The sequence below is a fragment of the Pseudolabrys sp. genome (assembly GCF_035943735.1).
Taxonomy (GTDB): Bacteria; Pseudomonadota; Alphaproteobacteria; order Rhizobiales; family Xanthobacteraceae; genus Pseudolabrys.
On the sequence record NZ_DASZBV010000021.1, the window covers coordinates 14159 to 37485 of the forward strand.

21 protein-coding genes are annotated in these 23327 nt (G+C 67.8%); 12 read left to right on the forward strand and 9 right to left on the reverse strand.

The genetic code is table 11. The annotated features are described in order from the left end of the window. Positions 1-139 precede the first annotated feature (139 nt). Both VGV41_RS15795 and VGV41_RS15800 read left to right on the forward strand, forming a co-directional pair. On the forward strand, positions 140-1213 hold the full coding sequence (locus VGV41_RS15795) for a GTP-binding protein (RefSeq protein WP_326864867.1): 1074 nt from the start codon (positions 140-142) through the stop codon (positions 1211-1213). 66 nt (positions 1214-1279) lie between these two features. Then, complete coding sequence (locus VGV41_RS15800; RefSeq protein WP_326864868.1) at positions 1280-2272, forward strand: WD40 repeat domain-containing protein; 993 nt, start codon at positions 1280-1282, stop codon at positions 2270-2272. A gap of 4 nt (positions 2273-2276) precedes the next feature. On the opposite strand, the gene VGV41_RS15805 is transcribed toward VGV41_RS15800, so the two are convergent. Then, a complete protein-coding gene (locus VGV41_RS15805; RefSeq protein WP_326864869.1) occupies positions 2277-2996 on the reverse strand; it encodes an SDR family oxidoreductase in 720 nt (239 codons plus the stop codon). A 147-nt stretch (positions 2997-3143) separates the two neighbouring features. Between VGV41_RS15805 and VGV41_RS15810 the strand changes: the two genes are divergently transcribed. Both VGV41_RS15810 and VGV41_RS15815 read left to right on the forward strand, forming a co-directional pair. Next, positions 3144-4013: a LysR family transcriptional regulator gene (locus tag VGV41_RS15810; protein ID WP_326864871.1), complete on the forward strand. Its 870-nt coding sequence runs from the start codon at positions 3144-3146 to the stop codon at positions 4011-4013. Between the two features lie 113 nt (positions 4014-4126). Continuing rightward, on the forward strand, positions 4127-5722 hold the full coding sequence (locus VGV41_RS15815) for a DUF6600 domain-containing protein (RefSeq protein WP_326864872.1): 1596 nt from the start codon (positions 4127-4129) through the stop codon (positions 5720-5722). Positions 5723-5850: 128 nt separating this feature from the next. Here the strand turns inward: VGV41_RS15815 and VGV41_RS15820 are convergent, their stop codons facing one another. From VGV41_RS15820 to VGV41_RS15835, 4 genes are all read right to left on the reverse strand, one after another. Beyond that, positions 5851-7293: a homospermidine synthase gene (locus VGV41_RS15820; protein WP_326864873.1), complete on the reverse strand. Its 1443-nt coding sequence runs from the start codon at positions 7291-7293 to the stop codon at positions 5851-5853. A gap of 102 nt (positions 7294-7395) precedes the next feature. Continuing rightward, positions 7396-7917 carry an N-acetyltransferase gene (locus VGV41_RS15825; protein WP_326864874.1) on the reverse strand — a complete coding sequence of 174 codons (522 nt, stop codon included), beginning with the start codon at positions 7915-7917 and terminating at the stop codon, positions 7396-7398. A 100-nt stretch (positions 7918-8017) separates the two neighbouring features. Then, positions 8018-9160, reverse strand: coding sequence for a type III PLP-dependent enzyme (locus VGV41_RS15830; RefSeq protein WP_326864875.1), 1143 nt, complete (start codon positions 9158-9160; stop codon positions 8018-8020). Positions 9161-9686: 526 nt separating this feature from the next. Beyond that, on the reverse strand, positions 9687-9929 hold the full coding sequence (locus VGV41_RS15835; protein WP_326864876.1) for a hypothetical protein: 243 nt from the start codon (positions 9927-9929) through the stop codon (positions 9687-9689). Positions 9930-10053: 124 nt separating this feature from the next. On the opposite strand from VGV41_RS15835, the gene VGV41_RS15840 reads away from it, so the two are divergent. Continuing rightward, a complete protein-coding gene (locus VGV41_RS15840; protein ID WP_326864877.1) occupies positions 10054-11886 on the forward strand; it encodes a heavy metal translocating P-type ATPase in 1833 nt (610 codons plus the stop codon). Position 11887: 1 nt separating this feature from the next. Here VGV41_RS15840 and VGV41_RS15845 read toward each other — a convergent pair whose 3' ends face one another. Continuing rightward, a complete protein-coding gene (locus VGV41_RS15845) occupies positions 11888-12598 on the reverse strand; it encodes a hypothetical protein (RefSeq protein WP_326864878.1) in 711 nt (236 codons plus the stop codon). 69 nt (positions 12599-12667) lie between these two features. On the opposite strand from VGV41_RS15845, the gene VGV41_RS15850 reads away from it, so the two are divergent. The 5 genes from VGV41_RS15850 to VGV41_RS15870 all read left to right on the forward strand — a co-directional run bounded on the left by VGV41_RS15850 (position 12668) and on the right by VGV41_RS15870 (position 19365). Continuing rightward, positions 12668-14716, forward strand: coding sequence for a M3 family metallopeptidase (locus VGV41_RS15850; protein WP_326864879.1), 2049 nt, complete (start codon positions 12668-12670; stop codon positions 14714-14716). A gap of 135 nt (positions 14717-14851) precedes the next feature. Further along, entirely contained in the window at positions 14852-16471 is a 1620-nt protein-coding gene (locus VGV41_RS15855; protein ID WP_326864880.1) for a gamma-glutamyltransferase family protein, read from the forward strand. A 107-nt stretch (positions 16472-16578) separates the two neighbouring features. Beyond that, a complete protein-coding gene (locus tag VGV41_RS15860; RefSeq protein ID WP_326864882.1) occupies positions 16579-17496 on the forward strand; it encodes a cation diffusion facilitator family transporter in 918 nt (305 codons plus the stop codon). A 101-nt stretch (positions 17497-17597) separates the two neighbouring features. Next, positions 17598-18230 carry a DUF1007 family protein gene (locus tag VGV41_RS15865; RefSeq protein WP_326864883.1) on the forward strand — a complete coding sequence of 211 codons (633 nt, stop codon included), beginning with the start codon at positions 17598-17600 and terminating at the stop codon, positions 18228-18230. A gap of 103 nt (positions 18231-18333) precedes the next feature. Then, positions 18334-19365, forward strand: coding sequence for a nickel/cobalt transporter (locus VGV41_RS15870; protein ID WP_326864884.1), 1032 nt, complete (start codon positions 18334-18336; stop codon positions 19363-19365). Between the two features lie 36 nt (positions 19366-19401). Here VGV41_RS15870 and VGV41_RS15875 read toward each other — a convergent pair whose 3' ends face one another. From VGV41_RS15875 to nthA, 3 genes are all read right to left on the reverse strand, one after another. Next, complete coding sequence (locus VGV41_RS15875) at positions 19402-19779, reverse strand: nitrile hydratase accessory protein (RefSeq protein ID WP_326865105.1); 378 nt, start codon at positions 19777-19779, stop codon at positions 19402-19404. Positions 19780-19838: 59 nt separating this feature from the next. Then, positions 19839-20498 (reverse strand): nitrile hydratase subunit beta, encoded by a 660-nt coding sequence (nthB, locus tag VGV41_RS15880; protein WP_326864885.1) that lies wholly within the window; start codon positions 20496-20498, stop codon positions 19839-19841. Positions 20499-20685: 187 nt separating this feature from the next. After that, positions 20686-21327: a nitrile hydratase subunit alpha gene (gene nthA, locus VGV41_RS15885; protein ID WP_326864886.1), complete on the reverse strand. Its 642-nt coding sequence runs from the start codon at positions 21325-21327 to the stop codon at positions 20686-20688. 47 nt (positions 21328-21374) lie between these two features. On the opposite strand from nthA, the gene VGV41_RS15890 reads away from it, so the two are divergent. Together VGV41_RS15890 and VGV41_RS15895 are read left to right on the forward strand one after the other, a co-directional pair. Next, entirely contained in the window at positions 21375-21884 is a 510-nt protein-coding gene (locus tag VGV41_RS15890) for a TRAP transporter small permease subunit (RefSeq protein WP_326864887.1), read from the forward strand. After that, positions 21884-23275, forward strand: coding sequence for a TRAP transporter large permease subunit (locus VGV41_RS15895; RefSeq protein ID WP_326864888.1), 1392 nt, complete (start codon positions 21884-21886; stop codon positions 23273-23275). Before VGV41_RS15890 ends, VGV41_RS15895 begins: the two co-directional genes overlap by 1 nt. The last annotated feature ends 52 nt before the right edge of the window (positions 23276-23327 follow it).

The window sequence follows — 23327 nt, forward strand, 5'->3', positions numbered from 1 at the left end:
CATCATGCGCCGGCCAAGGATACGCCGCCGCGCCGACTGCCGTCACCCGGGGAAGCGCGCGGGAGCCGCTGTCCGGGCCTTTTGCGCAGGCCGCCGGGAACCCTTATATGTCCCCCCGAAACGGAGTTTCCTGTCCCCAATGGCCATCCCCCAGTCCAACGAGAAAATCCCCGTCACCGTGCTCACCGGCTATCTCGGCGCCGGCAAGACGACACTCTTGAACCGCATCCTGTCCGAGCCGCACGGCAAGAAGTTCGCTGTGATTGTCAACGAGTTCGGCGAGATCGGCATCGACAACGACCTCGTGGTGAACGCCGACGAGGAAGTGTTCGAGATGAACAACGGCTGCATTTGCTGCACCGTGCGCGGCGACCTCGTGCGCATCATCGACGGCCTGATGCGGCGCAAGGGCAAGTTCGACGCCATCATCGTCGAAACCACCGGCTTGGCCGATCCGGCGCCTGTCGCCCAGACCTTCTTCATGGACGAGAGCGTCGGCGCCAAGACCCGGCTCGACGCGGTTGTGACGGTCGCTGACGCCAAGTGGCTGAAAGACCGGCTCAAGGACGCGCCGGAGGCCAAGAACCAGATCGCCTTCGCCGACGTTATCGTCTTAAACAAGACGGATTTGGTGTCGGCGGACGAGTTACGCGACGTGGAGGGCCATATCCGCGCCATCAACCCTTACGCCACGCTGCACCGCGCGCAGCGCTCGAACGTCAAGATCGAGGACGTGCTCGGCCGCAACGCCTTCGATCTCGATCGCATCCTCGACATCGAGCCGAAGTTCCTCGAATCCGACGACCACGAGCACCATCATGACCACGAGCACGATCATCATCATGATCACGGGCATCATCATGACCACGATCATCACCATCATGGTGAGGGTCATGGACTCAAGCACTATCACGACGAAGACATGCAAAGCGTGTCGCTCCGCAGTGACAAGCCGCTAGACCCGGACAAGTTCTTCCCCTGGGTGCAGGACCTCGTCGCCAAGGACGGGCCGAGCATCCTGCGTTCGAAGGGCATCCTCGCGTTCAAGGACGACCCCGAGCGCTTCGTCTTCCAGGGTGTGCACATGATCCTCGACGGCGATCATCAGCGGCCGTGGAAGGAGGGCGAGGAGCGCATCAGCCGCATCGTCTTCATCGGCCGCGACCTGCCGGAAGAGAAGATCCGCGAAGGCTTCGCGAGCTGCGTGGCTTAGAACCTTTCCCGTCGTCCTGAGGAGCCCGCGCGGAACGCGCGGGCGTCGAAGGACCTGTGAGTCTCAATGTCCTCCACCGCCATCCCCTCGCTGACAGATCGAGTCCGCCACATCGCGACTGAAACGCCGATCGTCGGCGTGCACTTCTTCGGCCGCGCGCCGGTCTTCGTGCTCGGCGAAGAGCATCTGTTGTTCGCTGGCGATGACGACAAGCGCGTGCCGGTGCACGGCGGCGGCATCCTCGTCAGCGCCGCGGACGCTACGCGCGTCGTCACCGGCGGTGACGATGGCAAGCTCATGGCCACTAATGCCGGGGGCGAAACGCGTGAACTCGCCGCCGACGACAAGAAGCGCTGGATCGACCAGGTCGCGCTCGGCCCCGATCGCGCCGTCGCCTGGTCGGCGGGCAAGGTCGCGCACGTCATCACCGGCAAGGGCGAGCAGCGCACGTTCGAGGCGCCGTCGACCGTCGCCGGCCTCGTCTTCGCGCCGAAGGGCTTCCGTCTCGCGGTGGCGCACTACAACGGCGTCTCGTTCTGGTTTCCCAATGCGGCGGCCAAGCCCGAATTCTTCGAATGGAAAGGTTCGCATCTCGGCGTCACCATCAGCCCGGACGGGCGCTTCCTGGTGACCATGATGCAGGAGTCGACCCTGCACGGCTGGCGCATCGCCGACCAGAAGCACATGCGCATGTCCGGCTATTCGGCGCGCGTTCGCTCGCTGTCGTGGATGGCGGGCGGCGGCTTCCTCGCCACCTCCGGCTCGGAGCAGCTCATCCTGTGGCCGTTCGACGGCAAGGACGGCCCGATGGGCCGGCAGCCGCAACTGCTGGCGCCGTCGGAGGCGCGCGTCACCGTCGTCGCCGCGCATCCGAAGCAGCCGGTGGTCGCCGTCGGCTACGGCGACGGGACGGTTTGGCTAGTGCGGGTAGACGACGGCGCTCTGATCACGGCGCGGCAGGCCGACGGTTCGCCCGTCACCGCGCTCGGCTGGGACGATTCCGGCCAATTGCTCGGCTTCGGGACAGAGTCTGGGGACGCCGGCCTGCTGACGCTGTGATAGGTCACACCAGCACGGTGCCGCCGTCCACCACGGCGATCTGGCCAGTGCCGAAGCGCCCGCACATCAGGTAGAGGTAGGCTCCGGCAATGTCCTCCGGCTCGCCGACGCGACCGACCGGCAGGACGGCGCCGACGTCACGGTAGAGCGCCTCGCGATCGCCCGGGCTCATCTTCCCCCACAGCGGTGTGCGCACCACGCCCGGCGATACCGCATTGACGCGGATCGGTGCGAGTTCGACCGCGAGTGCGCGGGTCAATGCATCCATGGCACCGCAGATGCTCGCTGGTACGGTCCAGCCCGAGCGTGGCCGCAGGCTGGCGACGCCGGTTGTGAGCACGATCGAGCCACCGGCGCGGATGTTGGGGGTCGCATATCTCACTGCGGCATAGGCGCCCCAGAAGCGGATCTGGAAAAACTGCCTCGCGGCGTCGAGCCGCTGGTCGGCCAGCGCGGCGAGTTGCATGTTCTCGCCGGCGGTGAAGACGAGATGATCGAAAGCACCGACACCGTCGAAGAACACCTTGATCGCGTCCTCGGCCGCGAGGTCGACGGCGTGGCCTTCGCTGGTCGGCGGCAGTGCGCCGAGCGCGCGGTCGACGCTGGTCTTCCGGCTGGATGCGACGACCAGGGAGGCACCCTGCGCGGCGGCGGCTTTGGCGACCGCCAGTCCAATTCCGGAAGTGCCGCCGAGTACGATGATGCGTTGTCCGTTGAGTGTCATGGTGGTCTCCATTTCGACTGGCCGGCGTCGCGGCCCGCACCCGTGAAATGGCACTGGACAGAGCATGCCGGAAACGCATTATTGTCAGGGTATGAATGAGCGAAGATCATCATGACTTTTGACGCGCGCCAACTCGGCGGCATTGGGGTGCTGGCGGCGGTCGTCGAGGCCGGCAGCTTCGTCGGCGCGGCGCGTGCGCTCGGCCTCACGCAATCCGGCATCAGTCGTGCGGTGGCGCGGCTCGAAGAGCGAGTCGGGGCACGGCTGTTCGAGCGGGATGCCCGCGCGGTTACGCCGACCGACGAAGGCCGCCGCTTTTATGAACGTGTGGCGCCGCTGCTGGCGGACCTTGACGACGCGGTCACTGATGTCGGCCGCGCCGCCGGAGCGGTGCGCGGGACCTTGCGTGTCCTTGTCACGCCGCTGGTCGCGCATTTCGCAATCGCCCCAAGGCTTGGTGGGTTTCTCGCCGCGCATCCGGAGCTGTCGCTGGTGATGAGCGTGCGCGCCGACGCCACCGGCCTTGTCGCCGACGGCTTTGACGTTGCCGTCCGGTTTGGCGAGTCGACGCTGTCCGGCCACGTCGCTCGGCGGCTCACCGAGACACGCGTCGTCACTTGCGCCTCACCCGATTATCTGGCGCGGCACGGCCGGCCCAAGCGGCCACAGGATCTGTCGCAGCACGAATGCATTCAGTTTCCCGATCCCGCCACCGGCCGCCCCTTCGCCTGGGAATTCCAGCGCAAGGGACGCGCCGTGAAGGTGCGCGTGGCCGGACGGCTCACGGTCGACGACGGCGAGACCATGGTCGCCGCCTGTGAACAGGGGCACGGCATCGCCCAAAGCCTCGAATTCGCGGCGCCCGGTCTGCGGGATGGCCGGCTGATTGATCTGTTTCCGGATTGGAATAAAGAGCGATTCCCCCTGTACGTGCACATGCCATCACGACGCCAACAGCCGGCAAAGGCGCGCGCCTTCGTCGATTTCGTCGCGGCCGCCGTGCGGAGCCGGATGTGAACTGTATCCATTTGGCCCCTCTGCCGCCGCAATGTGCAGGATGATGGAACTTTCCGAAGCGGCGTTAATTTGCTTCCGATGTTCCGAGGTTCTTCACAGCGGGGTTGAGGACTATGGCGCTTCCGCATCGTCTGCGTCGGCTTGGCCTTGCGCTCATGTCTGGCTGCGCCATTTCCGCGGCCGCTCTGTCGGCGCCCATCGTGCTCGGCACGACGATGGTGGCGCAGGCGCAGGTCCCCGCCGAATTTCAGTCCGCGCTCGAGCCTTACGGCGAATGGCTCCGGCATCCGCGCTGGGGCATGGTTTGGGTTCCCGCCGACCGTCCGCCCGGCTGGCGTCCCTACACCGAAGGCCATTGGGTCTACACCGACGAATGGGGCTGGTACTGGATCTCCGATGACGAGGAAGCCGACTGGGGCTGGGTGGCCTATCACTACGGCCGCTGGGTGCTCGATAGCCGCATGGGTTGGGTCTGGGTGCCGGGCGACGAATGGGCGCCGGCCTGGGTCGACTGGCGGCGCGGCGGCGACTACGTCGGCTGGGCGCCGGCGCCGCCCGACGACGTGATCTACGAGTACGACGACACGCCGACGTGGTGGATCTTCGTGTCGCCGCGCTATCTGACGGCGCCGCGCCTGCGCACCTACATCGTGCCGCCGCGGCGCACGACGGTGATCATCCGTCAAACCGTCATCGTCAACCGCACGGTGATGCTGAACGGCGGGCAGCAGCGGCGCGGACGCTTCGCCGTCAATCCCGGCATCGCGCCCGGCGTGGTCGGCGCTATCACGCGCCGGCCAGTGCAGACCTTCCGCGTCGCGCCGCGCGTGCTGCCGGTGACCCAAGGGGTGCAAGGCGCGGTGACGGTGCAGCCGCAGGCGCTCAAGCCCGGCGGGCGCACTGCGCCCGGCGGCACGCGGCGGCCGCCACCCAATCCGCAGCTTCGCGTCTCGGTGCAGCCGACCAATCAGACCGTCGCCCCGGCGGCGAGCGTGCCGAAGCCGCAGGCGCTGCCGAAGACGGAACGCGGGCGCCTCGGCGATCATCCGCCGCGCGCCGCGCAAGGTGCGCAGCCGGCGCCGCCGCCTGTACCGGGCGCCGCGCCGAGCGTCGCGCCACAACAGCAACAGCAGCAGCAACCGCCGCGTCCGGCGCCGAATGGCCGTCCAACGCCGCCGCCACCACCAGGCGCGTCGCCTTCACCTGCTGTCAAACCGGCAACACCGCCGCCAACGCAGCCTGCACCGCAGGTGCAGCCGCAGCGGCCGCCGCAGCCGCAGACGCCGCCACCGCCGCCTTCCACAACGCGTCCGCCGGCACCGCCAGCGACGAAGCCGCCGGTCGCCCCGCCACCGCCTTCGGCGAAACCACCCGCGCCACCGGCCGTGCGTCCGGCTGCGCCTCCGCCGCCGCCCGCGGTGACCCGTCCAGCGCCGCCGCCGGCGATCCAGCACGCGCCGCCACCCGCGGCACGTCCGGCACCGCCTCCGCCACAGGCGCATCCGGCGCCGCCGCCGGCGACACGGCCTGCACCGCCGCCGCCTCAGGCGCATCCGGCGCCGCCACCGGCAGCACGGCCTGCGCCGCCACCGCCGCAAGCGCATCCCGCTCCGCCACCGCCGCGTCCGGCAGCGCCTCCGCCGCCGAAACCGGCGGAGAAGAAGCCACCACCGAAGCCCGGCGAGAATCCGCCAGAGCCGCCGAAGTAAGGCGCGTCAAAACAAAACGGGCGGCCCTCCGATCTCGGGTTTACCCGAGATCGGCACTTAAGTGCGCAAGTCGGCTATAGCCGACTTGCGGTGCCGTCCGTCGTCATTTCAATTCGTCGGCGCGTGCGTCAAACGCGCACCAGCACGTTCTTGAACTGCCACGGATCGCTGGTGTCGAGATCCTCGGGGAACAGGCCAGGGCGCCCTTCAAGCGGCGTCCACTCGGTGTAGTAGCCTTTCACCGGTCCGAGATAAGGCAACTGGATTTCCAGCAGACGATGGAAGTCGATCTCGTCGGCCTCGACGATGCCTTCGTTGGGATGCTCCAGCGCCCACACCATGCCGCCGAGCACGGCGGAGGTCACCTGCAGGCCGGTCGCGTTCTGGTACGGCGCCAGCGCCCGCGTCTCCTCAATCGAGAGCTGCGAGCCGAACCAGTAGGCGTTCTTGCCGTGGCCGTAGAGCAGCACGCCGAGTTCGTCGATGCCGTCGACGATCTCGTTCTCGTCGAGGATGTGATGCTTCTCCTGCATCTTGCCGGCGCGGCCGAACAGTTCGTGCAGCGACAGCACCGCGTCGTCCGCCGGATGATAGGCGTAGTGGCAGGTCGGCCGGTAGATGACCGCGCCGGAGGCGTCGCGCGCCGTGAAATAGTCGGCGATCGAAATCGACTCGTTGTGCGTGACGAGGAAGCCGTATTGCGCGCCGCGCGTCGGGCACCAGGTGCGCACGCGCGTGTTGGCGCCGGGCTGCATCAGGTAGATCGCCGCGCCGCAGCCGGTCACATGGGTATGCGCGTTCGCCGGCATCCACTTCTCGTGCGTGCCCCAACCGAGTTCGGCCGGCTGCATGCCTTCCGACAGGAAGCCCTCGACCGACCAGGTGTTGACGAACACCTCCGGCGGCTTCGGGTTCTTCGAGCGCTGCGTGTCGCGCTCGGCGATGTGGATGCCCTTGATGCCGGCGTGCCGCATCAGGTCGGCCCATTCGCCCTGCGACTTCGGCTCCGGGGCGTTGAGCTTCAGGTCCGACGCGACGTTGAGCAGCGCCTGCTTGACCATGAAGGAGACCATGCCGGGATTGGCGCCGCAGCAGGAAACGGCCGTGGTCGAGCCGGGTTTGCGCGCGCGCTTGGCGGCGAGCGTCGTCTCGCGCAGGGCATAGTTGGAGCGCGCTTCCGGTCCCTTCGAGGCGTCGAAGTAGAAGCCGAGCCAGGGCTCGTTGACCGTGTCGATGTAGAGCGCGCCGAGCTCGTTGCACAGCTCCATGATGTCCACCGAGCCGGTGTCGACCGAGAGGTTGACGCAGAAGCCCTGGCCGCCACCTTCGGTGAGCAGCGGCGTCAGCAGCTCGCGGTAATTGTCGCGGGTCAGGCCCTTCTGGACGAAGCGCACGCCATGCTTTTCGCAGTGCGCCCGGCGCCCCTCGTCCTTCGGATCGAGCACGGTGACGCGCGACTTGTCGTAATTGAGATGGCGCTCGAGCAGCGGCAGCGTGCCTTTGCCGATGGAGCCGAAGCCGACCATGACGATCGGGCCGGTGATGGTGCCGTAAACGGGCCAATTGGTCATGGCGCAAGCTCCATTGGTAGCGGGGTCATATCGACCGACGTCCAAAAACGAAAGGGCGGCCGCGCCGGAAAAAGGCACGGCCGCCTTGGTTATCCCGACGATTTATGCGGCTTTGCGCCGCGTCTTTGTGACAGGTCGCCCGGTCGCGACGATGACGCCAGCCGCGCCATCGAGGGCGCCCGGGACGAGCTCGAGGCCGAGCAGCCGGTGCCGCTCGAACGGCCCGGGCATAGCGAGGTTGCCAGACTTCTCCGCGGAGAAGCCGAAGCGGCCGTAATAGTGCGCGTCGCCGACCAGCATGATGGCGCGGTGGCCGCCCGCGCGCGCGGCGTCCACGGCTTGCGCGATCAGCGCCGCACCGATGCCCTCGCGCTGCCGGTCGCAGGCGACCGCGACCGGGCCGAGCAGCAGCGCCGGCCTGTCGCCGCAGGCGACGTGCCACAGCCGCGCCGTGCCGACGATGCGATCGCCGTCCACAGCGACCAGCGCCAGGCCTTCGGCCGGCTGGCGGCCGCGGCGGATCTTCTCGGATGGCTTCCGGAAGCGGCTCGGGCCGTAGGCTTCGTCGAGCAGCGCCTCGCGCGCCGTGACGTCGGTGGTCTTTTCGATGCGGATCGAGATCATGGCAGCTCCTTCCCCGCCGGGACGCGCGCCAAAGCGCGCGCTCGGCGCAACAGTTCGAGAGGTGAGGGAAGGGGAGGCGGCGAACCGCCTCCCGCACTTATCAGATGTGGTAGCTCTTCAGCGGCTCGAAGCCGTTGAACGCCACCGCCGAGTACGTCGTCGTATAGGCGCCGGTGCCTTCGATCAGCAGCCTGTCGCCGATCTCCAGCGACACCGGCAGCGGGTACGGCGTCTTCTCGTACAGCACGTCGGCCGAGTCGCAGGTCGGGCCGGCGAGCACGCAGGGGGCCATCGCGTCCCCGTCCCGCGGCGTGCGGATCGGGTAGCGGATGGACTCGTCCATCGTCTCGGCGAGACCGCCGAACTTGCCGATGTCGAGGTAGACCCAGCGCACGTCGTCTTCCTCGCTCTTCTTCGAGACGAGGACGACCTCGGTCTCGATGATGCCGGCGTTGCCGACCATGCCGCGGCCCGGCTCGATGATCGTCTCCGGGATGCGGTTGCCGAAGTGCTTGCGCAGCGCCTTGAAGATGGCGTTGCCGTAGGTCTTCACCGTCGGCACGTTCTTCAGGTACTTGGTCGGGAAGCCGCCGCCGAGGTTGACCATCGACAGGTTGATGCCGCGCTCGCCGCATTCCTTGAACACGGAGGCCGCCGAAGCGAGCGCCCGGTCCCAGGCGTGCTGGTTGCGCTGCTGCGACCCGACGTGGAACGAGACGCCGTAGGGCTCGAGACCGAGCTTGAGGGCGTGCTCGAGCACGTCAACGGCCATCGCCGGCTCGCAGCCGAACTTGCGCGACAGCGGCCACTCCGCTCCGACGCAGTCGGAGAGGATGCGGCAGAAGACGCGCGCACCGGGTGCTGCGCGGGCGACCTTCTCGACCTCGGCAGCGCAGTCCACCGCGTAGAGGCGGATGCCCAGCGCGAAGGCGCGCGCGATGTCGCGCTCCTTCTTGATGGTGTTGCCGTAGGAGATGCGGTCGGGCGTGGCGCCGGCGGCCAAAGCCATCTCGATCTCGGCGACCGAGGCCGTGTCGAAGCACGAGCCGAGGCCGGCGAGCAGCGAGAGCACCTCCGGCGCCGGGTTGGCCTTCACCGCGTAGAACACGCGGGTGTCGGGCAGCGACTTGGCGAAGGCGGTGTAGTTGTCGCGCACGACGTCGAGATCGACGATGAGGACAGGGCCCTCGTCGATGCCACGCTCGCGGCGGTCGCGCAGGAATTCACGAATGCGCTCGGTCATCGGCGCATACTCCCAGCTCAAAGGGACGGCACTGCCGTCCGAAAGATGCGGCTTTTGAGCCCGGGCCCGGTGCGCGATGGGGACGCGCCGGATCGGTCGCTGTGAGCCGCTCTAACTGCCTTGGCTTGGTGGGAGAACCCGCCGCGCTGCTGGCAAGATGGACAAGCCTCGTCGGTGACCCGTCGCTGGCGGTGGAAGGCCAGCAGAGACCAAAGAAGCCCGCTCCGTCGTTGCTTTAAGCCGCGTCCCCTGCTGAGAGCAGAGTGCGCCGGTTTCGCCTCCGGCTGCCGATCAGAAGACTTGAGGCTACTTACTCTTCCCGTGGGAAGGAGCTCGCTGACCTCAGGCGGCTGGCCGGCCTCTTGTCCGGCTACCTACCGATCGACACACGGCCACAGGCACGTGCGAAATTGGGCAAGACCGAAATAACACTTTTTCGACGACGTGCAAGCGAATTAGTTCGCTCGCGCCACAAACATCCTTAACTTTTTCGCGGAGAGGCGGCGTCGCGCGCCTGCGTCGCGCGTCAGGAGCGCGTCGTGAACGGCTCGATGCGGTGCGCGTTGCGGATGAACTGCGCCATGATGAGGATGCCGCAGCAGACGAAGATGACGTCGAGGATGCGGGCCCAGAAGGCGCCGAGGCCGGCGAGCGTGGCGAGCGCCCACGAGGCGGCGAAGGCCGCGCCGAACACTTCGGCGCCGATGAGGATCGCCGCGCTGATCACGGTCAGCACGTTCTGCCAGACGATGCGGCGGTCTCGGGCCATCGGCTTGTCTCCTTCGCGCGGGCCGCAATGTCCCCGAAACGGGCAGGCGGATCAACCCCTTGCGGCAGCTTTTCTTTGATCTCGCTCATGGCGGAAAAGCGGCGGCGGAGCGAGGCTTTGAAGCATGAACGACCTGCTCAGACGCATGCGGCCGCTGCTCGCCGCGCTTGCCGCGGCCGGGCTTGCCGCCGGTCTGGCGGCGCATCTGATTGGCGAAACTCACCTGGCCGCCGTGATCTGGACCGTGGTGACAGTGCCGGTGCTCGCCGCGCTTGCCGTCGAGATCGTCACCAGCCTCAGCCGCGGTGACGTCGGCCTCGACATCGTCGCCGGCCTGTCGATGAGTGCCGCGCTCGCCTTCGGCCAGGAGCTCGCGGCGGCCATCGTCGCCCTCATGTACGCCGGTGGACAGCTGCTCGAGGCCTTCGCCGAGCGGCGGGCGCGGCGTGAGATGACCGCGCTGCTCTCGCGCGTGCCGCGGACGGCGATGCGCCACCGCGACGGTCGGCTCGAGGAGGTGGCGCTCGACCTTGTCCTTCCGGGCGACCGGCTGCTGGTGCGCCAGGGTGACGTGGTGCCGGTCGACGGCGCGGTCGCGGGCGGCGTTGCCGTGCTCGACCAGTCGGCACTGACCGGCGAGGCAATGCCGGTGACGATGAAAGCGGGCGGCGCGGTCATGTCCGGCGCCACCAATGTCGGCGACGCGTTCGATCTGGAAGCCTCGCGCGTCGCGGCGGAGAGCACCTATGCCGGCGTCGTGCGCCTCGTCGAGGCGGCGCAGAAGGCGCGCGCGCCGATGTCGCGGCTGGCCGACCGCTACGCCATGCTCTTTCTCGCCGTGACCGTGGCGCTCGCCGCCGCCGCCTGGTGGCTGAGCGGCGACCCGATCCGCGCCGTCGCCGTGCTGGTCGTCGCCACGCCCTGTCCGCTTATCCTCGCGGTGCCGGTCGCGCTGGTCTCCGGACTTTCGCGCGCCGCCCGGCTTGGCATCCTGATCAAGGGCGGCAAGGCGATCGAGGCGCTGGCGCGCATTCGGGCGCTCGTCCTCGACAAGACCGGCACGCTCACCCATGGCGAGGCGCGCATCGTCGATATCCGAACGGCCGAGTCACTCGGGCCGGACGAACTGCTGCGGCTCGCCGCATCGCTCGATCAGGCGTCCAAGCACATCGTCGCCCAGACCATCGTGGCGGAGGCGCGGGCACGCGGTCTCACGCTCGCCATCCCCACCGAGGCGGCCGAGATCGCGGGCGAGGGCATATCCGGCAAGGTCGACGGCCACAGCGTGCTTGTTGGCAGCCCGCGCTTCATTGCCGGCAAGGTCGGCCGCTCCGGTCTGCCGACGCTCGCCGATGGACGCCCGGCCGGCGCGGTGGCGGTGGCCGTCGCCGTCGACGGCGAGCCTGCGGGCATCCTCATCCTCAATGACGCATTACGCGCCGGCACGGCGCGCCTGCTCGCCGACCTGCGCGCGGTCGGCATCGAGCGCATCGTGCTGGCGACGGGAGATCGCGCCGAGGTGGCGCGCTTCATCGCCTTCGGCCTGCCGATCGATCTGGTGCGCGCCGACCTCACGCCCGACCAGAAGGTGCTGGCGGTGCTGTCGGAGCGCAAGAATGGGCCGGTGATGATGATCGGCGACGGCGTCAACGACGCGCCGGCGCTCGCCGCTGCCGACATCGGCATGGCGATGGGCGCCAAAGGCGCACCGGCGTCGGCAGAGGCCGCCGACGTCGTGCTGCTGGTCGACCAGCTCGACCGCGTGCTCCCCGCGATCCGCATCGCCCGGCGCTCGCGCGCCATCGCACTGCAGAGCGTCTTCGCCGGCATTGGCCTGTCGGTGGCGGCAATGATCGCCGCGGCGCTCGGGTTCCTGCCGCCGGTCGAGGGCGCGCTGTTCCAGGAAGTGATCGACGTCGCGGTCATCTTCAACGCGCTGCGGGCGCTGCGCGGCTGATCTACTTGCCGTCCAGAATATCCACCACGATCGGATCGGCTGTTCTGGTCGTCACCAGATAAACCCTATCCTTGCCTTTCATGTAGGCGAGGAAAGCGAGGTCGGGGATGCCGCGAATGCTGCCCGGAAATGGGTGGATCTGCCCCGCCGCGGCGTAGGGCACGGCGTCGGCAGGTTTGAAGGTCTGCGTGGCGGCAATTTCCGACGTTTTCTCGGACGTTATCGCCTGAAAGATTTGCTGCCGCTGCTTTTCGTCGAGCCGCAGAGGCATGCCCATGGTCGGCATGTGATCGATCACGTCGTTGCGATGCGAGAACTTCGCCGGTTTCGTCTGCATCGTCGAGGCGATCGGCCCTGGCTGTTCGCCACTCGTGACGCTTTTACCGGTGGTCGCCGGCTGCGCCTTGCCGCCGGCGTTCGGATCTTCGCCGAGGGAGATGGTTCCGGGATCGGGCATCAGCAGTGCCGCGCGAACGTCTGCCGGGTTCGCAATCGGCGCTGGCGGCGTCGTGGGCGGCGGCTGAAGCGCATGGCCCGGGTTGATCTGTCCTGTGTCGGGCACGAAGCCCGGATCGGTGGTCGTGCTTTGCGCGTGGGCGAATGAGGCAAACAGAACGGCGCACGCGACCGTCCCGGCGAGCAGTGGACGCGGATTCATGGAAACCTCCATCGGCTGTACCGGACCAACGGCCGAACGGGCATGCCGTTGCATTAATTCGCCTGCGGCGGTCGCCTGGTCGGCCGGCTCGCCAAATGCCGGAAGCCCCATTAGATAGGGCGGATGACACAGCCCAACCCGCTGCTTTCCGACTTCAACGGCCGCTTTGGCCTGCCGCCGTTCGACGCCGTGACGCCGGAGCATTTTCGCCCGGCCTTCGACGCGGCGCTCGGCGCGCATCGCGCCGAGATCGACGCCATCGCCGCGGCCAAGGAGCCGCCCAGCTTTGCCAACACCATTGAGGCGCTGGAACGAAGCGGCCGGGCGCTCGAGCGCGTGGCGAACGTCTTCTTCGTGCTGGCCGGCGCCGACACCGGCGACGCCATCGAGGCGGTCGAACGCGACGTGTCGCCGCTGCTGGCGCGCCATTCCAACGCGCTCTATCTCAACCGCGCGCTCTATGCCCGCATCGCCGACCTCTATGGCCGCCGGGACAAGCTCGGCCTGTCGCCGGAGCAGGCGCGGGTGCTCGACCGCTACCACACCCGCTTCGTCCGCGCCGGCGCGGCGCTCGACCAGGCACAGCAGGATCGCCTCGCCGCGATCAACGAGCGGCTGGCGAGCCTTGGCACGCAGTTCGGGCAGAACGTGCTGGCCGACGAGAAATCCTACGCGATGATCCTCGAGGAGAGCGATCTCGCCGGGCTGCCGGATTTCGCCCGCGACGCCGCGGGCGCCGCGGCGGCGGAGCGCGGCCATCCCGGCAAGTATGCGATCACGCTCGCACGTTCTTCCGCCGAGACATTTTTGCAATTCTCGTCGCGCCGCGACCTGCGCGAGAAGCTGTTCAACGCCTTCATCAAGCGCGGCGAGAACGGCGGCGCGACCGACAACCGCGCGACCATCGCCGAGACGGTCAAGCTCCGTGCCGAGCGTGCGGCGCTGCTCGGCTTTGCGACCTTCGCCGACTACCGCCTCGACGACCAGATGGCCAAGACGCCGGCCGCCGCGCGCAAGCTGCTTGACGAGGTGTGGACGCGGGCCCGAGCCCGTGCGCTCGCCGACCGCGACGATCTGCAGAAGATCATCGCGGAAGAGGGCGGCAACTTCGCCCTCGCGCCGTGGGACTGGCGCTACTACGCCGAGAAACTGCGCAAGGCGCGCTACGATCTCGACGAGTCCGAGATCAAGCCGTATTTCGAGCTCGACCGCATGATCGCCGCCGCCTTCGACACGGCGGGCCGTCTGTTCGGGCTGACCTTCGCGCCGGTCGAGGTGCCGCTCTATCACCCCGACGCGCGCGCCTGGGAGGTGACGGACAAGAGCGGCGCCCATGTCGGGCTGTTCATCGGCGACTATTTCGCCCGCGGCTCGAAGCATTCCGGCGCCTGGATGACCTCGCTGCGCGACCAGGAGAAGCTCATCGGCAACGTGACGCCGGTCATCCTCAACGTGTGCAATTTCTCCAAGCCCGCCGCCGGCGAGCCGGCGCTGCTCTCGTTCGACGACGCGCGCACGCTCTTCCATGAGTTCGGCCACGCGCTGCACGGGCTGCTGTCGAACGTCACCTATCCGCTGCTCGCCGGCACTTCGGTGCCGAGCGATTTCGTAGAGCTGCCGTCGCAGCTCTACGAGCACTGGCTCGAGGTGCCTGAGATCCTGCAAAAATACGCGCGCCACGCCCGCACCGGCGAGGCGATGCCGCAGGACCTGCTCGATCGCGTGTTGGCGACGCGCACCTTCAACCAGGGCTTCGCGCTGGTCGAATATACCTCCTGCGCCATCCTCGATCTCGACGTGCACGCGCTGCCGCAGGCGACGGCGCTCGACGTCGACGCCTTCGAGAAGCAGGCGCTCGAACGTATCTACATGCCGGCGGAGTTGGTCATGCGCCACCGGCTGCCGCACTTCCAGCATCTATTCTCCGGCGGCGGCTATGCGGCGGCTTATTACTCCTACATGTGGTCGGAGGTGCTCGATGCCGACGCCTTCGCCGCCTTCACCGAAGCTGGCGACGCCTTCGATCCGGCGACGGCGCAGCGGTTGCGCGACTACATCTACTCGGCCGGCAACCTGCGCGATCCCGGCGAGGCCTATAAAGCCTTCCGCGGCCGCCTGCCGGCGGTCGATGCGCTGTTGAAGAAACGCGGCATCGCCGATGTCGCGGCGTAAAAGCTTTGTGTCCCGGACGCGGCGCAGCACGAAGTGGTGCGTCGCTGATCCGGGACCCAGCTTTCTGAAAACCGGGGTGCCGGGTCTGCAGCGCGCCGTTGCACGCTGCGCTGCGCCGGGGACACGAGGCTCTCAATGAACTTCCACACTGCCGGCCATAAACGCGGCGTCGTCTGCGCGCCGCATGCCGCCGCCGTCGAAGACGGCCGTGCGATCCTTGCCGAGGGCGGCAACGCCATCGAGGCGATGCTGGCGATGGCGGCGTCGATCGCCGCCGTCTATCCGCACATGAACCACATCGGCGGCGACGGCTTCTGGCTGATCCGCGAGCCGAACGGCCGCGTGCGCGCGATCATGGGCGCGGGGCGCGCCGGGTCGAAGGCGACAGTGCGCTTCTATCGCGACGCCGGTCATTACGAAATTCCCGCGCGCGGACCGCTCGCCGCGCTCACCGTCCCCGGCGCGGTGGCGGGCTGGATGCTGGCGTTCGAGGCGGCCAAGGCCCAGACCGGCAAGGGAATCAACAAAGGTTCAAGCCGTCTGCCGCTGCATGTGCTGTTCGACGCCGCCATCCGGCACGCGCGCGAAGGCTATGCGGTGTCGCGCAGTCAGGCCCGGTTGACCGTCGACAAATATGCCGAACTGGAAACCGCGCCCGGCTTCCTCGACACGTTTCTGGTCGGCGGCAAAGCGCCGGAGCAGGGCGCCAAGCTCAAGCAAACCGCTTTCGCCGCCACGCTGGAGCATCTGGCCAAAGCCGGACTCGGCGACTTCTATCGCGGCGATGTCGGCCACGAGGTCGCTGCCGATCTGGAGCGCATCGGCTCGCCTGTCACCCGCGCGGATCTGGAAAAACACGAAGCCAGGATTGCCGAACCGCTGAGCGTTCAAGTGAGTGCCGGGACTCTCTACAACACGCCGCCGCCGACCCAAGGTCTGGCCTCGCTCATCATTCTCGCCTTGTTCGACCGCTTGCGCGTCTCCGAAGGCGACAGCTTTGCCCACATTCACGGCCTGATCGAAGCGACCAAGCGCGCCTTCATCGTGCGCGACCGTGAGGTCACCGATCCCGACCTTATCGACGGCAATCTTCTGCGCTATCTCGACGCCAACTTCCTTGACCCCGAAGTCGAAAAGATCGACCGCCGCAAGGCGGCGAAGTGGCCGCAGCCCTACGGTGAGGGCGACACGATCTGGATGGGCGCGGCGGACGCGTCCGGTCTCGTCGTCTCCTACATCCAGTCGCTCTACTGGGAGTTCGGCTCCGGCTGCGTGCTGCCGGCGACCGGCGTGCTGATGCAGAATCGCGGTGCGAGCTTCTCGCTCGAGCCGGGCGCGGTGAACGCGCTGGCGCCCGGCCGCCGCCCATTCCACACGCTCAACCCGGCGCTCGCGGCGCTCAAGGACGGCCGCGTCATGGCCTACGGCACCATGGGCGGCGACGGCCAGCCGCAGACGCAAGCCGCCGTGTTCACGCGTCACGTGCTCTACAAGCAGCCGCTCGAGCGCGTGCTCGATGCGCCGCGCTGGTTGCTCGGCCGCACCTGGGGTTCGACGCACACGAATTTGCGCATGGAGTCGCGCTTCGACGGCGCTCTGATCGACCGGCTGATGGCGGCCGGCCACGACGTCGCCGTGCTCGACGACGGCTACTCCGACACGATGGGCCATGCCGGCGCGGTGGTGCTGCATGCCGACGGCACGCTCGAAGGCGGTCACGATCCGCGCGCCGACGGCGGCGCCGCGGGGGTGTGAGTTCCCTCTCTCGGCAAGAACGGAGAGGGAGAAGAGGCGCTGCGGCCAACTGTTCTAGTATTCGTTTCCAACGGCATTAGGTTCGCCCCGAACAGGATTCGGAACCCGTGCCGCACGACCACGACCACAGCCACGCGCATCACGACCACACGCCGGACCATTTCGGCGTCGCCTTCGCCATCGCCACGGCGCTCAACCTCACGCTGGTGATCGGCCAGGTCTGGTACGGACTCGCCGCCAATTCGCTGGCGCTGCTCGCCGACGCCGGGCACAACTTCGGCGACGTGATGGGCCTCGTCCTGGCCTGGGGCGCCATCGCCATCGCCAACTGGAAGCCGAGCAACCGCTTCACCTACCGCATGCACGCGGCGTCGATCCTGTCCGCGTTCGCCAACGGCGTGATCCTGCTGGTCGCCACCGGCGCCATCGCCTCGGAGGCGATCCGCCGCTTCAGCGAGCCGCAGCCGGTCGCCTCGACCACGGTGATGGCGGTGGCCGCGCTCGCGGTGGTCGTCAACGGCGTTTCCGCCTGGCTCCTGAGCCGCGGCAGCAAGTCCGACCTCAACGTGCGCGGTGCTTTCCTGCACATGGTGGGCGACGCCGGCGTCTCGGTCGCCGTCATCGCCGCCGCCGGCGGCATCATGCTCACCGGCTGGCAGTGGCTCGATCCGGTGGCGAGCCTGCTGATCGCCGCCGTGATCCTGTGGGGCACCTGGGGCCTCTTGCGCGAATCGATCCGGCTCACGCTCAACGCCGCGCCGCGCGAGATCGACCCGCATGACGTTCGTCAATATCTCTCCGGTCTGGCGCAGGTCGAAAACGTGCACGACCTGCACATCTGGGCGATGAGCACGAAAGAGACGGCGCTGTCCTGCCATGTGGTGACGCCGCAGGGCCATCCCGGCGACGCGTTCTTGCAGCAGGTCGCGCATGAGCTGCATCATCGCTTCGATGTCGGCCATGCCACGGTGCAGATCGAGCTCGCGCAAGGGAGCTGTTCGCTCCAGTGCGAAAGCACGGTGTAACGCGCGCGTTAACCGCGCCGCAGCCGCCTCGATTCCGCCTCAGACGGCAGTGCTATAGTGCCGTCTGCGCGCGGGGGGCGCGCGAGAGCTGAGTTTCTTCAATGATCGTACGACTGTTTCTCGCCGCGTGGCTTCTCGTATGCGCCGGCCCGGCGTTTGCCCATCCGCACGTCTGGATCACCATGAAGAGCGAGGTGCTGGTCGGACCGGACGGCGCCGTCACCGGCATCCGCCATCACTGGTCGTTCGACGACATGTTCTCTGCCTTCGCGTTGCAGGGCCAGGCGAGCAAGGTGAAGGGTCAGTACACGCGCGAGGAGTTGGCGCCGCTTGCCAAGGTCAACGTCGAGTCCCTGAAGGAATACGACTATTTCACCTATGCGACCGCCGACGGCAAGAAGGTGGAGCTGGCGCCGCCGACCTCCGACTACTGGCTCGACTACAGGGATTCGGTGCTGACCTTGAACTTCACGCTGCCGGTGAAGACACCGGTGAAGGCGAAGGAACTCAAGGTCGACATCTACGACCCGACCATCTTCATCGATTTCGAATTCGACAAGAAGGATCCGGGCAAGCTCGTCGGCGGGCCGCACTGCAAGATGGATGTCGTCTACCCGCGCGAGATGACGTTCGCCGAGGGCAAGGCGCTGAGCGAAATTCCCGCCGACCAGCCGAATGTGAGCATGGCGTGGGGCGAGAAGTTCGCCAACAAGCTGCTGGTGCATTGTCCGTGACAAGTCCGCGGGGGCGGCGCGTCCGCAAGGGGTTCATCCACGAATGACGCGATCGATGTCTCGCTGGGTATGCTGCGCCGTTGCCGTTCTTGCAGTCCTTGTCTTGTCCGACCCCGTGCTGGCGCAGCCGTTCGGCATGTCGCGCGGCGCGCCGCCGGAGATGGGCGGCTTCACCGGCTGGATCTTGGCCGAGCAGGCGCGTTTCTATCTGACGCTGTCGCATCTCATCCGCGCCGCCAAGGCCGACGGCAGCGCCGGCTGGACGCTGCTCGGCGTGTCCTTCATCTACGGGGTCTTCCACGCCGCCGGCCCCGGTCACGGCAAGGCGGTGATCTCGTCCTATCTCGTCGCCAATGAGGAAACCTGGCGGCGTGGCATCGTCATGTCGTTCGCCTCGGCGGTGCTGCAGTCGCTGAGCGCCATCGCCATCGTCGCCGTCGCTGCGGTGCTCTTGAACGCGACCGCCAAGGCGATGAACACCACGGTGCGCGTGGTCGAGATGGTCGGCTACGCGCTCATCGTCCTGATCGGGCTGCGGCTGTTGTGGGTGAAGGGCAGGGCGCTGCTGCGGCTGTTGCGGCCGGCGAAGCCCGCGCATCATGCGCATGCGCACGATCATGGTCACCGTCACGCACATCATCACGATGATCACGATCACCATCATCACGCGCACGATCATGCGCATGATCACGGTCACGCCCACGGACACCATCATGGCCACGCTCACGACCAGGAGGACGACGCCTCGGCCTGGGGCCACGCGCATGCGCCGGAGCCGAGCGAACTGACCGGCAAGCACTGGTTCCGCCGCGCGTTGTCGGCGGTGATCGCGGTCGGCCTGCGGCCCTGTTCGGGCGCCATCATCGTGCTGGTGTTCGCGCTGGCGCAGGGCCTGTTCTGGATCGGCGTCGCCTCGACCTTCGCCATGGGGTTGGGCACCGCCATCACGGTCGGTACGATCGCCACCATCGCGGTCGGCGCGCGCGGCTTTGCCGGCCGCATCGCCAAGGCCAAGCCCGGCCGCGGCATGATCCTGCTGCGTCTCATCGAAACCGGTGCGGCCGCGGCGATCGTCGTCTTCGGCGTGGCACTGATGACCGGCTACATGGCCACTGAGCGCATGGGGCTGTTTTAGCTCTTATCCCTCCCTTTTCAGAGGGATAAGCAGCCGCTAAGCGAAGTCCGTTTCACGCAATTCGATCGGCTTGCCGTGCGGGGTGCGGTCGCAGGCGCGGTCCCATGCGTCGCGATAGCGGTGCAGCGTGTCGCGCGTGGCGACGCCCTTCTCGGCGACGAGCCGCTCCAGCGCCGCCAGCCAGTGCATGTAATAGGTCTCGCCGGTGTCGGGATCGCCGGCCGCCTGCGCGCGCTTGATTTCGTCGCCGAGCGTTTGCGCCCATTCGTTCCAGGTGAAGACGCCGCGCTCGTGCAGCGCCAGCGCCATGGCGAAGGCCTGCGCCTCCCACGGCTCGCGAAACACCGGACCGTTATCATCGCGCGGAATGCTCGGCACTTCCTCGGTGGCGCGGCGCGCGGCGGTCGAGTCGATGATGGTCATGTCAGGCACTCATCCCATGTCTGTCACCGGGACAAGCCCGGTGACGACAGCTACATCTTCTCCAGATACGGCTCGAACGCCTCGATCGACACCTTCAGCGACGGGTCGCCGTCCGGCCCCCATAGTTCCGCGCCGTCGAAGACGACCGTGTACAGCCACTGCGGATTGTCGCCCTTGCCGACCGCGTTGCTGTCGGGGAACACGTGGCAGCCCTCGATGCGCTCGACGACGCCGACCTTGTCGCGCGCATAGCGCGGCAGCCGCGTATGCGTCGCCGGATGGATGTTCTTCGTGCGCACGCGGTCGCCGACGGCGAAAGCCGGCTTACCCTGCGGATCGCGGCCGAAACTGCCGCGCGTCATGATGCGCGCGACGTCCTTCATGCCGAAGGGACCGCGCGCCAGAGGCGCGCTGGCATGCAACGCATGGCCCTGATCGATCTCGTCGGCCGCGACCATGCCGCGCGCCAGCAACGTCCGCTCGAACGCGAGGAACCACTTCTGGTAATACGAGCTCTCGAGATAGACGACCGGCGGCAGGCTCTCGCGCGAGAAGCGCTGCATGTCGATGTTCAGCCCGCCATTGGCACCCATCGCGCGCACCATGGCCATCACGCGGCCTTCCCATTTTTCGTGGAAGGTGGGCTCGTTCGGCTCTACCTCGACCTTGCCGAAGCCGTCCATGCCGCCCATGTCGTGAATGCCGTCCATTATTTCTCTCCTTCACCTCTCCCCGCATGCGGGGAGAGGTCGACTGCCTGAGCGCAGCGAAGGCGGTCGGGTGAGGGGGCGCTACTACGATTCTGAGCGCGCCGATGCGCCCCCTCACCCGGCTCGGACCTTCGGTCCTCGCCACCCTCTCCCCGCAAGCGGGGCGAGGGAAGAAAGCGCGCGCCCCTCATGGCTGCTTCGGCAATCCAGTGCCGATCATCGAATCGCGCGTGACCAGTTCGGCCAATTTTTCCTCGCTCCAGCCGTCGGTGCCGGCGGGCCGCATCGGCAGCACGAGGAAGCGCGTCTCGGCGGTCGAGTCCCAGACGCGGACTTCAGTGTTCTTGGGCAGGGTGACGCCGAAATCGGCGAGCACGCCGTGCGGATCCTTCACCGCGCGCGAGCGGTACGGTGCCGACTTGTACCAGACCGGCGGCAGCCCGAGCACTTCCCACGGATAGCAGGAGCACAACGTGCAGACGATCATGTTGTGCGTCTTGGGCGTGTTCTCGACGGCGATGAGATGGTCACCGACGCGGCTGATATGGCCCAGCGTGGCGACGGCCTTCGAGGCGTCGGCGAGCAGCGCCTGTTTGAACGTCGGATCGACCCAGGCCCTGGCGACGACGGCGGCGCCGTTGCGCGGACCGATCTTCGTCTCGTAGGCCTCGACGATGGCGTCGAGCGCCTTCGGATCGACGTAGCCTTTCTCGGTGAGCACGGTTTCCAGCGCGCGGACGCGCAGCTGCGTTTCCGACAGCTCGGAATGATCGTGGTCGTGCTCGTGGTGGTCGTGGTCGTGGTCGTGGTCGTGGTGATGCCCGGACATGCCTGGAGTTTAGCGCAAGCAGGCGGGCTATGCCACAATCACCGCCCATGCGTTCCGCCCTCGCTTTCGCCCACACCATCGACCGTCTGACCGCCGCGCTCGGTCGCGCCGCAGCCTGGCTGGCGCTGGCCATCGTGCTGGTGCAGTTCGGACTGGTGGTGGCGCGATACGTGTTCAGCGCCGGTTCCGTGCCGGTGACGGAATCGGTGATTTACGGCCAGGCGCTGCTGGTGACCTTGACCGCCGCCTGGACGCTTGCCGCCGGCGGGCACGTGCGGGTCGACATCTTCTACGCCGACGCCTCGCCGCGCCGCCGCGCGCTCGTCGATCTCGTCGGCACGCTCGTGCTGCTGCTGCCGTTCATGCTGACGCTGCTGTGGCTGTCGGTGCCTTACGCGGCGCGCTCGTGGGCGATCCTGGAACGCTCGCAGGAGACCGGCGGGCTGCCGCTCGTTTTCGTCCTGAAGACACTGATCCCGATGTTCGCGCTGCTGATGGCGCTGCAGGGCATCGCGCAGGCAGTCAGGGCGGCGGCCGTGCTGGCGGGAGAGCGCTAATGGCGCTCGCTGAACTCTTCGCCGTCGCCATGGTGGTCGCGGTCTGCGCCGCGCTGATGGCCGGCTATCCGGTGGCGCTGACGCTCGGCGGCGTCTCGCTCGCCTGTGCCGCGCTCGGCCATCTGCTCGGGCTGATGGATTTCGGCATCCTCGGCGCGCTGCCGCAGCGCATCTACGGCGTCATCACGAATGAGGTGCTGCTGGCGGTGCCGCTGTTCATGTTCATGGGCGTGATGCTGGAGCGCGCCGGCATCGCCGAGGATTTATTGGAGACGATGGGCCGGCTGTTCGGACCGTTGCGCGGCGGCCTCGGCATCTCGGCGGTGATCGTCGGCACGCTGCTTGCCGCGGCCAAGGGCGTGGTGGGCGCCACCACGGTGACGCTCGGCCTCATCATGCTGCCGACCATGCTGCGCTTCGGCTACGACCGTCGGCTTGCCGCCGGCACGGTCGCCGCGACATCGACGCTGGCGCAAATCTTCCCGCCGGCGACGGTGCTCATCCTGCTCGGCGACCAGCTCGGCAACTCCTATCAGGCGGCGCAGCTCGCCAAGGGCATCTTCGCGCCGCGGGCGCTGACGGTGAGTGACCTGTTCGCCGGCGCGCTGGTGCCGGGCTTGGCGCTGGTCGCATTGTATCTCCTGTTCCTGATCGCGGTGGCGTTCATCCGGCCTGAGGCCTCGCCGGCGCTGCCGCGCGACGCGAACGGCGCGAAAGGCTTCGCCTTCGCCGGCCGGCTCATTGCGGCGCTCGTCGCGCCGCTGGCGCTCATTGCCGCCGTGCTCGGCTCGATCCTCGGCGGCGTGGCGACACCGACGGAGGCCGGATCGATCGGCGCGGTCGGCGCCGTCCTGCTGGCGGCGCGCAAGGGCGCGCTGGGCGCGGCGCTGAAGCCCGTGGTGGAGAAGACGACGCAGATCGTCGGCATGATCTTTCTCATATTGATCGGCGCCACCGCCTTCAGCCTCGTCTTCCGCGCGCTCGGCGGCGACGTCATGGTCGAGCGCGCGCTCACCGACCTGCCGGGCGGCACCGACGGTGCCATCCTCACGGTGATGCTGGCGATGTTCCTGCTCGGCTTCGTCATGGACGCGTTCGAGATCATCTTCGTCGTCGTGCCGATCGTCGCGCCGCCGCTGCTGCAGATGCCGGGCGTCGATCCGGTCTGGCTCGGCGTCATGATGGCGATGAACCTGCAGACCTCGTACATGCACCCGCCGCTCGGACCGACTCTGTTCTTCCTGCGCAGCGTCGCTCCGCCGGAGATCACCACCAGGGACATCTACATCGGCATCATTCCATTCGTGCTCATCCAGCTCTGCGCGCTGGTGGTGCTGTGGTTCTGGCCGGGGCTTGCCACCGGCCTGCCGCACTTGCTTTATGGGCGCTAGTTCTTCTTGATCCCTCCCCTGAAAGGGGAGGGTGGCTGGCCGAAGGCCAGCC

Bases quoted from the DNA above. Each gene is read 5' to 3' on its own strand.
- VGV41_RS15795 (WP_326864867.1), top strand. From the start codon at position 140: ATGGCCATCCCCCAGTCCAACGAGAAAATCCCCGTCACCGTGCTCACC.
- VGV41_RS15800 (WP_326864868.1), top strand. From the start codon at position 1,280: ATGTCCTCCACCGCCATCCCCTCGCTGACAGATCGAGTCCGCCACATC.
- VGV41_RS15805 (WP_326864869.1), bottom strand. From the start codon at position 2,996: ATGACACTCAACGGACAACGCATCATCGTACTCGGCGGCACTTCCGGA.
- VGV41_RS15815 (WP_326864872.1), top strand. From the start codon at position 4,127: ATGGCGCTTCCGCATCGTCTGCGTCGGCTTGGCCTTGCGCTCATGTCT.
- VGV41_RS15820 (WP_326864873.1), bottom strand. From the start codon at position 7,293: ATGACCAATTGGCCCGTTTACGGCACCATCACCGGCCCGATCGTCATG.
- VGV41_RS15825 (WP_326864874.1), bottom strand. From the start codon at position 7,917: ATGATCTCGATCCGCATCGAAAAGACCACCGACGTCACGGCGCGCGAG.
- VGV41_RS15830 (WP_326864875.1), bottom strand. From the start codon at position 9,160: ATGACCGAGCGCATTCGTGAATTCCTGCGCGACCGCCGCGAGCGTGGC.
- VGV41_RS15835 (WP_326864876.1), bottom strand. From the start codon at position 9,929: ATGGCCCGAGACCGCCGCATCGTCTGGCAGAACGTGCTGACCGTGATC.
- VGV41_RS15840 (WP_326864877.1), top strand. From the start codon at position 10,054: ATGAACGACCTGCTCAGACGCATGCGGCCGCTGCTCGCCGCGCTTGCC.
- VGV41_RS15845 (WP_326864878.1), bottom strand. From the start codon at position 12,598: ATGCAACGGCATGCCCGTTCGGCCGTTGGTCCGGTACAGCCGATGGAG.
- VGV41_RS15850 (WP_326864879.1), top strand. From the start codon at position 12,668: ATGACACAGCCCAACCCGCTGCTTTCCGACTTCAACGGCCGCTTTGGC.
- VGV41_RS15855 (WP_326864880.1), top strand. From the start codon at position 14,852: ATGAACTTCCACACTGCCGGCCATAAACGCGGCGTCGTCTGCGCGCCG.
- VGV41_RS15865 (WP_326864883.1), top strand. From the start codon at position 17,598: ATGATCGTACGACTGTTTCTCGCCGCGTGGCTTCTCGTATGCGCCGGC.
- nthB (WP_326864885.1), bottom strand. From the start codon at position 20,498: ATGGACGGCATTCACGACATGGGCGGCATGGACGGCTTCGGCAAGGTC.
- nthA (WP_326864886.1), bottom strand. From the start codon at position 21,327: ATGTCCGGGCATCACCACGACCACGACCACGACCACGACCACCACGAG.
- VGV41_RS15890 (WP_326864887.1), top strand. From the start codon at position 21,375: ATGCGTTCCGCCCTCGCTTTCGCCCACACCATCGACCGTCTGACCGCC.
- VGV41_RS15895 (WP_326864888.1), top strand. From the start codon at position 21,884: ATGGCGCTCGCTGAACTCTTCGCCGTCGCCATGGTGGTCGCGGTCTGC.